Origin of the sequence: Treponema zioleckii, from assembly GCF_014737315.1 — a bacterium.
Classification (GTDB): domain Bacteria; phylum Spirochaetota; class Spirochaetia; order Treponematales; family Treponemataceae; genus Treponema_D; species Treponema_D zioleckii.
Window position 1 is genome coordinate 31,689 of sequence record NZ_JPUF01000030.1, and the last position, 15,510, is coordinate 47,198.

General features: G+C 40.3%; 11 protein-coding genes. 6 read left to right on the forward strand and 5 right to left on the reverse strand.

Annotation, left to right across the window (positions count from 1 at the left end):
* Positions 1-11 precede the first annotated feature (11 nt).
* Positions 12-2,693: a membrane protein insertase YidC gene (gene yidC / locus JI65_RS09240; RefSeq protein ID WP_191015555.1), complete on the reverse strand. Its 2,682-nt coding sequence runs from the start codon at positions 2,691-2,693 to the stop codon at positions 12-14.
* A 97-nt stretch (positions 2,694-2,790) separates the two neighbouring features.
* Between yidC and JI65_RS09245 the strand changes: the two genes are divergently transcribed.
* On the forward strand, positions 2,791-4,089 hold the full coding sequence (locus JI65_RS09245) for a hypothetical protein (RefSeq protein WP_191015558.1): 1,299 nt from the start codon (positions 2,791-2,793) through the stop codon (positions 4,087-4,089).
* Between the two features lie 8 nt (positions 4,090-4,097).
* The gene (locus tag JI65_RS09250) at positions 4,098-5,651 is read left to right on the forward strand and encodes an MBOAT family O-acyltransferase (protein ID WP_191015561.1); all 1,554 of its coding nucleotides are present in this window, start codon (positions 4,098-4,100) and stop codon (positions 5,649-5,651) included.
* A gap of 94 nt (positions 5,652-5,745) precedes the next feature.
* Here the strand turns inward: JI65_RS09250 and JI65_RS09255 are convergent, their stop codons facing one another.
* Genes JI65_RS09255 through JI65_RS09265 form a run of 3 tightly spaced genes read right to left on the reverse strand, consistent with a single transcriptional unit; the run spans position 5,746 to position 8,655 of the window.
* Positions 5,746-5,967: a phosphopantetheine-binding protein gene (locus JI65_RS09255; RefSeq protein WP_191015563.1), complete on the reverse strand. Its 222-nt coding sequence runs from the start codon at positions 5,965-5,967 to the stop codon at positions 5,746-5,748.
* 29 nt (positions 5,968-5,996) lie between these two features.
* The gene (locus JI65_RS09260; RefSeq protein WP_191015565.1) at positions 5,997-7,160 is read right to left on the reverse strand and encodes a diaminopimelate decarboxylase family protein; all 1,164 of its coding nucleotides are present in this window, start codon (positions 7,158-7,160) and stop codon (positions 5,997-5,999) included.
* Positions 7,144-8,655 (reverse strand): amino acid adenylation domain-containing protein, encoded by a 1,512-nt coding sequence (locus JI65_RS09265; protein ID WP_191015568.1) that lies wholly within the window; start codon positions 8,653-8,655, stop codon positions 7,144-7,146. The genes JI65_RS09260 and JI65_RS09265 overlap by 17 nt, the downstream gene beginning before the upstream one ends.
* Positions 8,656-8,937: 282 nt before the next feature.
* Here JI65_RS09265 and JI65_RS09270 point away from each other — a divergent pair, with 282 nt between their 5' ends.
* Entirely contained in the window at positions 8,938-9,618 is a 681-nt protein-coding gene (locus JI65_RS09270) for a dihydrofolate reductase family protein (protein ID WP_191015570.1), read from the forward strand.
* A gap of 2 nt (positions 9,619-9,620) precedes the next feature.
* Positions 9,621-10,169 carry a GNAT family N-acetyltransferase gene (locus tag JI65_RS09275; protein ID WP_191015572.1) on the forward strand — a complete coding sequence of 183 codons (549 nt, stop codon included), beginning with the start codon at positions 9,621-9,623 and terminating at the stop codon, positions 10,167-10,169.
* Positions 10,170-10,281: 112 nt separating this feature from the next.
* On the opposite strand, the gene JI65_RS09280 is transcribed toward JI65_RS09275, so the two are convergent.
* Positions 10,282-11,670 carry an MATE family efflux transporter gene (locus tag JI65_RS09280; RefSeq protein ID WP_191015575.1) on the reverse strand — a complete coding sequence of 463 codons (1,389 nt, stop codon included), beginning with the start codon at positions 11,668-11,670 and terminating at the stop codon, positions 10,282-10,284.
* Between the two features lie 304 nt (positions 11,671-11,974).
* On the opposite strand from JI65_RS09280, the gene JI65_RS09285 reads away from it, so the two are divergent.
* Together JI65_RS09285 and JI65_RS09290 are read left to right on the forward strand one after the other, a co-directional pair.
* The gene (locus JI65_RS09285; RefSeq protein WP_191015578.1) at positions 11,975-14,056 is read left to right on the forward strand and encodes a methyl-accepting chemotaxis protein; all 2,082 of its coding nucleotides are present in this window, start codon (positions 11,975-11,977) and stop codon (positions 14,054-14,056) included.
* 15 nt (positions 14,057-14,071) lie between these two features.
* The gene (locus tag JI65_RS09290) at positions 14,072-15,301 is read left to right on the forward strand and encodes a sugar ABC transporter substrate-binding protein (RefSeq protein ID WP_242457208.1); all 1,230 of its coding nucleotides are present in this window, start codon (positions 14,072-14,074) and stop codon (positions 15,299-15,301) included.
* The last annotated feature ends 209 nt before the right edge of the window (positions 15,302-15,510 follow it).

Sequence of the window (15,510 nt, forward strand, 5' to 3'; positions counted from 1 at the left end):
CTCATCATTTTTTAATTTCCAAACGGATATATTTGCTGCCAGTTTTCTGCTTTGAAAATATCGTCATGAACCGTATACCACACATCGTTTGGAATCCTAAGCGTCGTGTTTAGACGGTTTCTAGTGCTTTCAGCCTGTGGCTTACAGATTTTTATGTATTGTTTTTTTTCTTCTTGCGTCAGTTTGTATGGGAGTTTTGTAAATGGATTTTTTGCGTTTTCAATAATTCCTTCTGTGGCGATTGCAGGCGTATCTGCGTTTGTCATAAATGTCATATCTTTGTTAAGATGAACGCCATCTTCGCTTGGAGTTCTGTCGTTAAAATCTTTTACAAGGAGACTTGCGGTAACATGTTCTGGTAAAAATGGCATTTTTCCTTTTTCAAATTTTCCAGAATCTATAACTGTACCATGATCTGAGACAATTATAATTCTTGTGTTGTCGTACAAATCATTCGCTTTGAGCCAGTCAAAGAATTTCGCGTAGCAGCGAAGAGTTCCTGCTTGAGTGTTGTACTGTGGATCTCTTGACCATTTCGTTGGTCCAAATTGAGTCACTTCTTTTACAGGTTCGTATTCTGGCCATTGTAAAAGAGTTGGTTCGTGTGTCGCAAGGTTGTCAATCATCGTGAGCGTGTTTTTTTCTGCTTTGTCGTCGAACAATTCTGGAAAATAGATTAGGCAACTGTAGTTGTCGATGAACTGCGAGAAATTATCCTTTCTGCCATTAGTGTTCCACCAGCGTCTGTGATGTACAAGACGACGCAAAATAGGAGGAAATGTTTTGAAAACACCGAACATAAAAAAGTTGTGCTTTATGCTTTCGCTTATATATGGAGTTTTTTCAATACCGTTTTGTTTATACCAGTAATCTGAGTAAATGCCCTGAGTCCAAAGACGGTTTACAAACGGGTAATCTTTGTACATGTCAGTAAGCGGTTCTTTGTCAAAATTTTCGTAAGGCAAATCAGAAACCGTTACTGAATATCCTCCTTCGTGTAGAGTGACAGGTAAAGAAAGCAAGGCTTCGTTGTGCTTTTTCTGAATTGTCTCGGTGTTTCGCTTATTCATTTCTGCAGGAGTGAAGCTGTAACCACCAAAAATGCCCGGAACTCCCAGCATGGTGAGTTGACCGAAGGAGACTGTATTTGGATAAAACTTAAAACCATCAAAGTGTTTTACAAGCTCAGGTTTTTCCTCGAAAACTTCGTCGATGAGCGGCGAAAAAAGCCTGTCCTGCATAAAGATAATGACATTTTTTCCGGTTTTAGAAAGATGATAAACAGGTTCAATTTTTGCGATTGTTTGCGGAGGTGTCATTTTTCCGTATGAGTCTGATATGATTGCGATGTTTCGGATAGAGACAGTGCCAAGAGCCACGAGCAAAATTGCTGAATATGGAATAAGAAGAGCGGCTTTTTTGTTCAGCAGCAAAATGATAGATGTCAGTGCAGCGAGTGCAAGAAATGCATTCAAAATGATTCTAAAAATCGTGTCACCAAAGAACTGCGCTTCCATAAAATCGAGATTTGGCTGTAACGGACCGTAGTTTCCTGTAAAAGCAAAGTTGTTGATTAGTGCGTAAGTGGCAAGAAACGCTGAACAAAGAGTGAGGAATTTTTTGATTCGAGTGCCGAAAAGTGCATAAAAACAAAGTGGCCAAAGAACATAAAATCCCAATGCCTGAAAAAACGGAGTCCACAAGAATATAAACGGTGACTTGTAGCTATCCACAAAGCTGAATTCCTGAACCTCGCTTTCGATGAGCATTGACGGAATCGTAAGCCCCGTAAGGAAAGCGGTTAATAGAGATGAAAGAATGAATATAGATGTCATTCTGTGTGGGTTTTTCGTAATGTCTTTTAAAAAGTTGTCCGTAAAACAGATAACGGCTTTTACGGCAAGCGGCGAAAGAATTATAGCTAGACAGAGCAAAGAAAACATTGCCCGAATTTCGATTTTTGTGCCATTCAATGCAAAAATCACGAAAAGTATACCCAAAACGCTTGCTCCAGCCGCTACATAATATAGAGTTTTTATAGGATTCTTTAATTTATAAAAGATATTTTTAACAAGCGAAAGAAGATTGTTCATTGTCCAATAAATTACAAGCCCGGCAGGCGAGTTGTAAAGAAGAACGAGGAAGATAAGCGCTGACACATAAATCTGGATTTTCTCTCGAATTGAATCGTGTTCCTTTGAATAAATGGCTCCCGAAATGCAGTTAATCAAAGTCATTGCGATTGGAAGGACATTTACCGAGAACGAGCCGATTTTAAACATAGAGTCTGGACTTCCCATGTCTCTTATGAAAAGAAATGAAAAACCGTTCAGAGTCGTAAGGCTAGAAAGAAAAGTGTATGCTGCAATAAAAAACGGAATCTGAATAAGAATGCCGAGAGATGAGCGGAGTGCCATAATCGGGTGATAATGATTCTGTCTATAAAAAGTGGAGAGCATCATGTACTGCTCATCACCTTTAAAAGCTTTTTTTATTCGTTCAACGCGGAATTTCATCTGCTTTTGTTTCTGTCTCTCTTTTTCCTGCCAGCCTTCTGCGACAATGTATAATGGAAGACAAGCGAGAGTGACGACAAAACTCAAGCCGACTACAGAAATTCCAGGACTTCCTGTTAGTTCCTCAAAAAAGATATAAAAAATCTCAAGTAACTGCCTGATAGGGTGAATAATCAAATTATAGAAAACATGTCCTTATATTAATTTGTTTTTGTATAAATGCAATTATTACGGTTTGTTGCAAATGACTGAAAAATCTCATATTATTTCGTATATGAAAAAGTCTTTTCTTACTTTAAAAATCATTACCTTTATTGTGATTTTCTTTTTGCTTACTATTCCTGTTGCATTCATGCTGAAAGACGATGTGAATTCCTATTCCCGTGTCTTGACGCATGAGTTTTACTCCCAGGACAATATCGACATTCTTTTTTGCGGGGCTAGCCATGTTTCCCATGGAATTGATTCACGCATTTCCGACAAGGCTTTTGGAAAAAACACTTTCAGTACTGGTACGCCGAGCCAAGGTATAAACGGAACTTATGCGATTATTCAGCAGGCTTTAAAATCGTACAAAATTTCAAAAATCTATCTTGAATGTGATTTTGCAGTTGCCTGCCGGGCTGGAGCAGCTCCAAAGAAAATGGGAACTGCTGACTTTATCGTGTCGAGTTTTTTGAGGGATTCAAAAATCAAAACTCAGTTCATTCTTGAAAATTCAAGTCCTTCGAATATTTTGAACGCTGTTTTGCCAATCGGAAAGGACAAACTCATTACGCTCTCGCCAAAGAAATTCCTGAACAAATGCAAGAGCCTCTTAAACGGCTATTATTTTGAATATAAGTATTCTGAGAGTGATGCGGGGTATGCCGGAAAAGGTTGCGTGTTAAATTATGATGCGATTGAAGACGGATCCTTTTCAAATGATGAATCTGAACTTCCGTTTTATCCTGTTTCGGAATACTGGAAATCCTACATAAAACGTATTTGTGACTTGTGCAAAGAGAATAATGTGGAAGTTGTGTTTTACGCCATGCCGGGAAGTGATTTTTACTTGCATGAAAAGGGCAATTATGATGATTTTTATTTTGCGGTAAAGGATTTTCTTGCAGGTTTGGGATATGACTATTATGATTTTAACCTTTGCAAGCCAGATTATGCTTTTTCTGACCATCATTACAGCGATGACAATCATTTTAATCAGGCTGGCGTAGAGCAATTCAGTCGTGTTTTTTGTGATTTCTTTACGGGGCAGATTTCTAAAAAAGATTTGTTCTATGATAGCTATGCCGAAAAGATTGCGGCTCAGAACGATAGGATTTACGGTTTGATTTATCATTTTTCTGATGACAAAAAATCGCTTTTGATTGAGCCTGTAAAAAATCATGTTGTTTCTTCAAGAATTACTTATGATGTTTATGCCTTGTGCGGTAGCGAAAAAATTACGCTTGCAGAAAAATCAAGTGAGTCGAAGTTCACACTGCCAAGCGGAAAGACTGGCAAAATTCGTGTGGTAAGCTACATTGACGGCATTAAACAGAATGACTGCATTGAGAATTTCGCATCTTTTTAGGAGTTTCTATGAGCTTTTATACATTTACCTTTGCAATTTTTCTTTTGATTTCTCTCTTTGTTTATTATATTGTTCCTAAACGATTTCAGTGGATTGTTCTGCTTGCTGCAAACACCGTTTTTTATGCGGTAAGCGGAATCGGCAATCTTGCTTTTATTCTTGCAAGCTCTTTGATTACGTTTTTTGGGGCAAAAATCGTCTCTGATATGAACGTGGCTCTTAAGGCTAAAAAAGCGGAACTTTCAAGAGATGATTTTAAGACGGAGAAGGCGAGAACTTTGACCAAAAAACGGCTTGTCCTTCTCGGAATGCTTGTGTTGAACGTGGAAATTTTGATTTACCTAAAATATTGGAGGATTCTTGTTGGGGCAGAAACCCTTTTGCTTCCGCTCGGAATCTCATATTACACACTTTCGACAATTGGTTATTTTATGGACGTTTACAACGCAAAATATGCACGAGAGACAAATTTCTTCAAATATTTCGTGTTCGTTTCGTTTTTTCCTCAGCTTATTTTAGGTCCTGTAGTTCGTTATAATCAGAGTGGGGTTCAGCTTCGTGAAGAGCGTAAGTTTGATTTTGAGAACATAAAGCACGGATTCATGCTGATTCTGTATGGTTCGCTTAAAAAATACCTTGTGGCGGACCTGCTCGTAAAGCATGTAGGCACGATTTTTGACGGCCCATACACGAATTATCCAGGTTGTGTTCTTTTAACAGGAATTTTGATGTATGCAATTTACCAATATGCGGATTTTTCTGGTGGTACCGATCTCGTTCTGGGAATTGCAGAACTTTTTGGAATCAAACTCCCGCAGAACTTCAAGCAGCCGTATTTTTCTGTCAGCATTGCGAATTTCTGGCAAAGATGGCATATTACTCTCGGTGGTTGGATGCGCGACTATATTTTCTATCCGTTTGCGCTTACTAAAGTTATGCAGAATTTGAGCAAATGGTGCACTAATCATCTTGGAAAGCACTTTGGTCGCACTTTGCCAGCATGTATTGCAAATATTCTTGTGTTCATGCTTGTTGGTTTGTGGCATGGTCCTGAACTTCACTTTTTTGTTTGGGGATTGTACAACGGACTTGTGATTGCTCTGAGCGACATTTTAAAGCCTGTCTTTGAGAAAATAAATGAGAAACTTCATGTGAACGCAAAGAGCAGGGGCTGGCATGTTTTTCAGATTATCCGAACTTTTATAATTGTTAACATCGGTTGGTATTTTGACCGAATTGTTGATGTCCCGAAGTCATTTGCATATCTTCGTAATACCTTCACAAATTTTGGAAATCCTCTCATGCTCGCTTCAAAAGATTATATGAATCAAGTTTTAGGAAACATCTCGGATTTCCAGAGCCATATCGTGCTGGTTGGTCTTGGTTCTCTGATTATTTTTGTGGTGAGTGTACTAAAAGAAAACAAAATTGATGTGTACACTTCGATTCAGAAGAAGAATATTGCTGTTCGTTGGATTGCGTATTATATTCCGCTCATTTTGATAATCCTTAGCCTGAGTTTTAGTGCAGGCGACACCGGATTCATGTACGCGCAGTATTAAAAAATGCGGTGGTAGAGTTTATTTAAACCACCGCGCATAGCGTGGATGCTGAATCATGTTCAGCATGACAATACTTTTTTCAACTCCGTTGCGTTTACTGCAATCGTTGAACCATTGCCCACATTGCTTCTGCGGAGTTAAAATTCTCTGGTATAATATCTGCAGGGGTAATGTCAATATCGAATGTGTCTTTAAGTGTAGTTACTAATTGCACTATATCAAACGAGTCGAGTATACCATTGTCAATTAAACCTGTTGCTGTTGCAAAATCAACGTCTGGTGCTAAATCTTTTAAGATGTTTAATAATTGATCCATAAGAACAAAATCCTCTTAATAATAAAAAGTTATATATTCAGTGTATAGGTTTCGGTTATCTTTCGCAATACACTTACTTCTCCATTGTCATCGCATAAGACGGCGGGTAGCGGATGACTCAAAAATAAGTAGATTCCCTCTGTTATTGAGTACGCGCCAATATCATTGAAAACAAGCAAATCTTCAATAGTCGGTGCTGAAAGCGGAATTTTTCTTATTACGATATCAGCTGTTGTACAGAGAGAACCTGCTATTGTATAGTTTTCGGCATCAGAGAAAGCGTTTATCTGAGAGATATGCTCGATTTTTGGCACTTTCATTCCCATCATCTGACCGAAATAGTTTATGTGGTTGATTCCGCCGTCAATCAGACAGTACTTATTCTTTTCATCGCCTTTTACGTCGATGATTTTTGTGACATATTTTGCGCAAGGAGAAGCTATATAGCGTCCAAGTTCAATAACATAGCTGAAAGTTGAATTTTCAATCAGCTTTGAGAATTCTTCGAGGGCAGAAAAGTTGTGCTTTTCGTCTTGATTAGAAAAATAATCGTAAGGAAGTCCCGCGCCGTATTCTATTTCAAGATTCTCTAAGCCGAAGTCAGATTTTAGGTGTGTGCAGTAATCTTCGATGTATGGGATTTCTTCCGAAATCGTCTTGAATTTTTTCTGGGTTCCTGTAAAAAAATGGATTCCTCGGATTTTAATTGACGGAGCCTTCTTGATTTTTGAAATACATTCCGCCAAATCTTTTTCGCTCATTCCAAACTGATTTCCGCCTGAGAGCCTTAGTATAACTTGTTGTTTGTGCTGAGATTCACTTTTTGCGGCTTCAAGAAGATATTCGCAGTGAGCTTTTGATTCCAGCGTGATTGTGTTCACTTTGAGCGCATACGCTCTTTTTACATCTTCCAAAGTTTTTACTACGCCTGAGAAAACGATTTTGTTCGGATTCATGCCGATTTTTTCGCAGATTGAAAGCTCTCCCGGTGAGCAGACTTCAAACAAAATGTCTTCATCTTTCAGAAAAGCAGTGAGAAACGCATTTGCTTTGATTGCGTAGCAGAGTTTTGCGTTCTTTGGAAATCTTTTTTTGATTTCGCGAACACGATTTTTTGCCTCAGTCTTGCTTAAAAAATAGAAAGGGGTGCCGTATTCAGAGGCGAGTTTTGCGTAATCAGTCTTTGCAGGCATTTAATTTCTCCGTGAGGGCTCTTTTGTCAATTTTTCCGTTCTTTGTGAGCGGGAATTCTGCTATACAGATGAAATCTGACGGAACCATGTAGGCCGGAAGAGAGATTTTTAGAAGTGTGACGATTTCCTTTTTTTCGGTCTCTTTTCCGATGTAGAACGCTGTGATTTTATTGTCGACAAAAATGCAGCAGGCACGGGTTATATTCTCATGCTTTGCGATTGCATTCTCAATCTCCCCAAGTTCGATTCTGTGCCCCATGTGCTTGATTTGCGTATCTTTTCGCCCGATGTAGTAATAATTTCCGTCTGTTCCGAGGTGCGCGAGGTCTCCTGTTTTGTAGATTCGCTCAAAAGTTGTCCTGTTGTTGGGATTTTGGACGAAAACTTCGGCAGTCTTTTCGCTGTTATAGTAGCCGAGTGCAACGCAAGTTCCTGAAACGCAAACTTCACCTTCGGTGTCAGCGTCTGTGACGAGCTTGTTGTTTTCGTCGAGGAGGAGAATTCGCTCGTTCGGGAATGGAATCCCCATCGGAATGCCTTTTGTGTAAGAAGTCAAATCTGCATCCTGTGGAATCCTAAAATATGTACAGTTGCAGGTGATTTCCGTCGGGCCGTAAAGATTTATGTATTCAGCATTTGGAACAAATTTTTTCCAAATTTCAAGCTGTTTTATAGGCATAACTTCGCCACTGAACATGACTTTGCGGAGCTTTTTAGGAACTTTGTAGTCAAAACCGTTGAGGGTTGAAACTATGCAAAGGGCTGAAACTGCCCAGATAAGAACTGTGATTTCCCGTTCTTCAAGATAGTCCAAAAGTTTTGTCGGAAACGAGAAGAACATTTTTGGAACGAGATGTACCGTTGCGCCGGTGAAGACTCCAGAGAAAATGTCCTTTACGGAAACATCGAAGTCGAACGGTGCTTGGTTTGCGATATTGTCAGAAGATTCAATTCCAAAAATCTCCGTAAAAATCGAGATAAAGTCGATTACCGAACGGTGTGACACAACTACGGCTTTTGGAGTTCCGGTTGAGCCTGATGTAAAATTGGCATAGACTGCATCTGTGTCGATGATTGAACGGCGGCGAGTGTCTGTATATTCAGCTTTTTCTTCCTCAAGATTTTTATAGAAAAGTGGCGTGACATTGAGGTTTTCAAATTTTTTCTCGAAGCGGCTGTCGGCGATGATGTGTTTTACACCGAGTGTGGAAATCATTGAATTGAGACGCTCTGCGGGAAATGTTGCATCAAAATATGAATAAAAACATCCTGCATAAAGGGCACCAAAGAAATATTCCAGAGTTTTAATGCTTTTTTCAATCATGACAGGAACTGCTTGTCCTGGTGCAAAATATTTTGCGATAATGGCGGACTTTGCTTTTGCGTTCATAACAAAATCACTCCACGTTACGGAAGTGCTCACATCTGAAAATGCTATTTTATTAGGAAATCGTACTGCTGTTTCTTCAAGATAATCAATAATTGTAAATTTCATAAGTTATCCTATAATAATGATTTATAATCATTTCAGCAATTAGTAAAAAAACATTATATTTTTTAGTTAGGTCGAATGTCGAGTTTTTTAATCAGCTTAAAAAATGCGTCCACTACCAGAAAAGCGCGTCTTTTTTTGTCATGGCTGAAAGGTAATAGGAATCCGACTGCGTTCGTTTCACTCGCTTGCGAACCTTCAGAATGACAAAACAGTCGCTGGAAAATATAGAAGATTTCATCGAAAAAATGTAAAATCGGCTCATAAAAAAAATCGGGGATAAAAATGAATCGACCTTTAACTACGCTTTTTATGCTGATGAGTGTTGACGGAAAAATCAGTACGGGTGCTTCGGACGCTCTTGATGTTGACAAGGACTTTCCAAAAATTAAGGGGCTTAAAGAGGGGCTTTTTCAGTACTACGAAATCGAGCAGACCACGGATTTGTGGAGTTTTTGCACTGGTCGGGTTCAGGCAAAAATCGGCGTGAACGAAAAAACTCTGCCGCAAAAAACGCCTGTTTCGTTCGTGATTCTTGACAACTCGCATTTGACGGAGCACGGCATAAAATATTTTTGTGCCCGTTCAAAAGAATTTGTCCTTCTTACATCAAATAAAAATCATCCTGCATTCAACATAAAAGAATCAAATCTGCATATTTTTTATCAAGAAAAATTTTCTTTGCAAAAATCTTTGGAATATCTTCGGGAGAATTTTGCTTGCGACAGGCTTACGGTTCAGTCTGGCGGCACGGTGAATGCTCTTTTTTTGCGCGAAAAGCTTTTTGACTTCGTTGACGTTGTGGTGGCTCCTGTTCTTGTGGGCGGAAAAGACACTGCAACTTTGATTGACGGAAAATCCCTGCTTTCGGAAGAGGAAATTTCTTCTTTGGGCGTTTTAAAATTGATTGACTGCAAACTTTTGAAAGGTTCGTATATTCGGCTGCGATATGAAGTGGTGAGGTAAAAATGGAATACAATAAGACTGTAATTTTAAAAGACGGGCGGACATGCCTTTTACGAAACGGCACTGAAAAAGACGGTGAGGCGGTTTTTGAGATTTTTAATTTGATGCACGCACAGACGGATTTTTTATTGAGCTATCCGGATGAAAACAACATGAATCCCGAAGAAGAGTCAAAATTCCTAAAAGAAAAAACTGAAAGCGAAAACGAAATAGAGATTGTAGCGGTTGTTGACGGAAAACTTGCGGGGCTTGCGGGAATTGGAGCTGTCGGCAAAAAATACAAGGTTAAGCACCGCGCAGAGTTTGGAATCAGCGTGGAAAAATCTTTTTGGCATCTTGGAATTGGACGGGCTTTAACGGAATCGTGCATTGAATGCGCAAAAAAGGCTGGTTTTATGCAGCTTGAACTTGATGTTGTGGCGCAGAATGCTAGCGCGCTCTCGCTTTACAAAAGTGTTGGCTTTAAGGAGTATGGCAAAAATCCGCGCGGTTTTTCTTCCCGCACGGCTGGCTACCAAGAACTGGTTTTAATGCGTCTGGAACTTGACTAGTATATTGAATCTAAAATAACAGCCATTCCGAACTTAAATTCTGCATCTGTTTTTATGGATTTTGAATCGAGTTCGGAATGACGGGCTTTGTAAAAACTCAAAATTGAACCTATCATTTGTTTGCCAGCGTTTTTAGCCAGCGTTCTTTTTTTAGCCAAAAGTGAAAGACCACGAGTTTTATTACATCAAGAAGTTTGATGCAGAAAAACAAGTTTACGGGGCTTATTTTTGTGAGTTTTCCGAGAAGAATCACCATTGGAATCAGTACAAAAATTGTGATTGTGGCGTCCGTGTATGCTCCCATTGCGGTGTCTCCGCCTGCACGGGCAACAGCCTGCTGGGAATTCATAAAAACCCAAACTGGCATAAAAAATGACATCAAGATTACCATGTGCTTGCAAATTGTGATTGCACTTGCGCTGAGTCTTCCGAACACAATCGGAACGATGAGCGTGGTTGCAAGACCGAAGAAAAGCATGAACGTTCCAAAAATCGCCGCACCCGACAAAAGCCATGTTTTTTGCTGGCGAGCTTTTTCTAGCTGCCCTTGGCCCAAAGTCTTTCCGATTATTACGCCAGTTGCATTGTAAATTCCGCTGAAGGCAATGAAGAACAGATTTGCGATTGCAAAACTTGACGACATTCCAGAAACTACGTCGGCTCCGCCTTTTCCGTTGTAGATTGCACTTGCGAGCGTTTCTGAACCAACCCAGACCATTTCGCAGAAAAGGACTAGCGCGCCTTTTTTTAAAATCTCTTTGAACAGCTTTCTGTCAATTTTAAAGAATTGTGAGAGTTTTATTGCAAATTCGGGCTTCTTTTTTGTGTAAATCACGATGAATATTATGAATTCAACGGAGCGGGCGATTACGGTGGCAATTGCGGCCCCCTGAACGCCGAGGTGCGGAAAACCGAAATTTCCGTAAATCAAAAGATAGTTGAACACTGTGTTTGTAAGGGTTGCAACAATCGTAACGAGCAGCGGAAGTTTTACTTGCCCCATGTCGCGGAGCGAGCTTGCTATGCACACCGAAATCGTCATCGGAATTCCCATAAAAAACATGATTCGGATGTATTTTACTCCTTCATCCAAAATCAATTCAGCCTGAGAGTTTCCGATTAGCATTAGTGAGAGAATTTGCCGCGGAAAAACTATGCAAACAAGAAAGTACGGAATTACCGCCGCAAAACCCATCACAAGTTTAAAAATGAATGCTTGCTTCATTCCGTCGGAATCTTTTGCGCCAAAAAACTGGGTCATAAAAATTCCGCCCGACATGCAGATTGTGTTCACAAAGACCATAAAAACAAAAAGCACCTGACCTGCGACGTTTACGCCGGACATTGAAACGTCTCCAAGACCCGAAACCATAAAATTGTCGATTAGCGAAACCAAACTTTGAATGAGCTGTTGCAGCATTATTGGAACTGCGATTGAAAGTGCGCCAAAATAAAAACTTGCCGGCGCAAATAGTTTTTTCTTTTTTTGAATCGATTCCATTTTGTCTCCTGATTTTTGAGGAACCTTTTGTACGCGAAAATATTTAATCAGTATAGCATAAAAACTGAATATCTGTAGAGGTAAAATGCAAAAAGGCTTATAAATTTCTGTGTAAATTGAAATATTTAAGTTTGTTTTAATAAAAACTCTATTTCGGAAAGAAAACTAGAAATTTTTAGTATTATTTTAGAAAATAACGTTTTTTTTACTGTGTTATTGGAAGTTTTTTATATTGATTACATTTTTCACTCGTATAATTCTCTGATTAGTTTTTTTTATTTTTTATTTTTTTTGGGGAGTTTTTATGAAGACAAAAACACTTTCATTCATGATTGTCATGCGAATTGTTCTTCTTGTTATTCTTATTTGTGTTTTGCTTACAACATTTTCGATTGTTATTTTGGACAAAGTTCAGACAAATCAGGTTTTGAGTACAATGGCAAAATGCCGTGATGATGCTGGAAAGTTGATTGAACTTTCGATTGACGCATACATCCGTGAAGTAAAGGCGATTGCCCAACGAAAAGATATTCGTTCTATGGATTGGAGCATTCAGAATCCTGTTCTTAGGGAAGAGGCCCGTCGGGTTGGGTTTGAATCGTTCGAGGTTGGAAATCCGAACGGAATGGCTCACTCCACGAACGGAGACGATATTTGGGTTGGCGGAAGAAGCTATTACGGAAAGGCGCTTTCTGGGACGGCGAATATTTCTGACCTTGTGTATGACGAGCGATATAAAAAAATGGTCGTCGTAATTAGCTGCCCGCTTCACAACGATTCTGGCGAAGTGATTGGTGTTCTTTCAGGTGTTGCGGACGCGTCTTTTACGAACAAAATCACTTCGTCAATCGAACTTGATTACGACGGTTTTATTTTTATTATAAATGATGCCGGCGAAAAAATGGCTGGCGTTGATTACACTGGATATTCAAGACTCGAAAACAACATTCACGACCCGAATTATGCTCCGAGCGGAAGATTCGGCCAGTTTCGCGAAGCGCAGATAAAAATGATTCAGGAAAGAACTGGTCTTGAAACGTTTTTTATGGACGGCAGGGAATATTATTTGTCGTTCATTTCGATTAACAACGGTGAGTGGCACTTGGGAATAATTCAGGACAGACGTCAGGCTCTTGCGGTTCTCAACATGATTCTTGGACGAATGATAATCATAACGGCTGTTTCTATACTGATAGGTTCGCTCTCCGGCATCTTGCTTTCTCGAACTTTACGACCGTTAAAGCGTGTGAGCAGCAGCATTAGCGAGATTGCTTCGGGCAAAGCCGATTTGACGCAAAGAATCAAAATCAAAACGGAATATGAAATTGCGGAGCTTGTGGATGGGTTCAACACGTTCACTGCAAAACTTCAGAGCATTATCAAAGTTATGAAGGAATCCAAGAACACTCTTTTTGAAGTTGGAAATCTTCTTAAAAATGACACCGAAAACACTCTTTCATCGATTGGAACTATTATCGACAACATCAATGCGACCAGAAAAGGAACTTCCCAGCAGTTTTCGAGCGTTGAGCAGACGGCGAGTGCGGTTCACGAAATTGCGTCGAACATTGAGTCCCTTGAGCGAATGGTTGAAAATCAGTCGGCCAGCGTAAAAGTTGCGAACGATGCTGTTTTTGCCATGGTCGAGAATATTTCGAAGGTAAATCGTTCGGTTGCGATGATGGCAGATTCGTTCAAGAATCTTGAAGAAAAAGCTCATAGCGGAGTTTTAAAGCAGGAAGACGTTAACAACAAGATTGCGATTGTTGGTGAGCAGTCAGAAATGCTCGGAAACGCGAACAAGACGATTCGCGAGATTGCGAGCCAGACTAATTTGCTCGCGTTGAATGCGGCGATTGAGGCGGCGCACGCAGGCGAAACCGGAAAGGGATTCTCTGTGGTTGCGGATGAAATTCGAAAGCTTTCTGAAATTTCTACGGCACAGTCAAAAGAAATAGGCGAGCAGCTTGGCCATATTCAAAAATCAATCAAAGAAATCATTGTCGCCTCAAATGATTCCAGGGTTGCTTTTAAAAATGTAAGTGATGAAATTCAGGCGACGGATTATCTTGTTCAGGAAATTTCGAATGCGATGGATGAGCAGCACAAGGATTCCGAAAGAATCAACTTGTCGTTGAACAGCATGAACGACAGCACCGACGTTGTTCTTGCGGCTGTAAACGAAATGTCTGAGGGCAATGCGGCGATTTTGAAGGAAATCAAGAACCTTCAGGATTCAACCACTGAACTAAAGCAGAACATGGATCGCATGGAAAACGGTGCTAAGTCAATCATTGAGACTGGAAACGCACTTTCTGATATTTCAAGCCAGATGTCGGCTTCAATCAATGAAATCGGCGGACAGGTTGACCAATTCCAGGTTTAAAAACGAGGTGAGAAGATGATTGTAAATAGAATAAAATATGTTGTTTTTGCACTTGCGACACTGCCTTTTGTGTTCATGACAGGCTGCGGTCAAAACCGGGACGGAAGCGTAAAAGAAAATAAAGACGAAATTCACATTCGTGTGTGGGAATCAAAAGATGGCGTTGACACGTTCATTAAGCAGGCTAGACAGGCTTATACTGCCGAGCATCCGAATGTGCGAATCGATTTTGTAAATGTGGAACTTCACAATACTGCCGATGCGCTTGAAAATGACGCCCCGCTGGGAATCGGACCTGACATTATTGCGGCTCCCCACGATCTTTTGGGTTCACTTGTTGCAAAAAAATTAGTTATTCCCACAGAAAATCCTTCGGAGGTTGCAAATAAAGTTTTAAAGTCATGCACAAAAGCGATTACTTACAACGGAACGATGTACGGATATCCTGTGAGTGCGGAAACTTACGCTCTTTTTTACAATAAAAATTTGATTCGGGAGAATGATGTTCCAAAATCCTGGGAAGATTTGGTTGAATGGGTTCAGGGCTTTAACGAAAGTCATCCTGGAAAACTTGGCTTTGTAATGGACGTTACGGCTTCCTATTATTCGATAATCTTTCTGACTGCCGGAGGAAATAGGCTTTACGGCGAGAGCGGCGTGGATTCATCCCATCCGAATATGAGCACTCCGCTGGCGATTAAGGGAATGGAGTTTTTTCAGAGTTTGAGAGAGAGTTTGGGACTTCAGGAAACTGAGCTTAGCACTTCTTCGTGCGACAATCTTTTTGCTTCTGGAAATGCGGCAATGTACATAACAGGTTTGTGGAACGTAAAAGCATTTGAAAAGGCTGGAATTAATTTTGGCGTAACGACAATTCCGGCTTTGCCTGGAGAGAGCACCCCGGCGGCTTCATTTAGCGGAACTCGCGTGATGTATGTTACGGCTTGTTCCGCTCATCCAAAAGAAGCGGCGGATTTTTTGGAATTCACTCTTTCGCCAGAAATGCAGCAACTTAGGTTCAATTTGACAGGCTCAATGCCTGCAATCAGCACGAATGTCAACAGTCCGTATATTTCAGGATTCTTGAAGCAACTTGATTATGCATTCCCGATGCCGTCGATTCCTGCGATGGTAAAATTTTGGAACGAGAGTACCGGCGTTCTTACTGACATTTGGAACGGTGCCGATGTTGAAAGTTCGCTAAAAGCTTTTAATGAAAAAATCAAAGGAAACGCGGTGAATTAGCTTTGAGAATTTGGGTTTAGCTTTAGCGTTTCCCGCAAGTTTTTCTGGCGAAAAACTCGCGCTTTGGTGGGCGGGACTTGCAGGGGCTCACTAAACGCGGCGGCAAGGAGAGCCGCGTTTAGTGAGTTTGGTTTTGTTGCTCGCGCGAGGCTCGCAACTTTGGGTGAGAGCTTGGTTAAAATTACTGTCCGTGGGGCGAAACGCGGTGA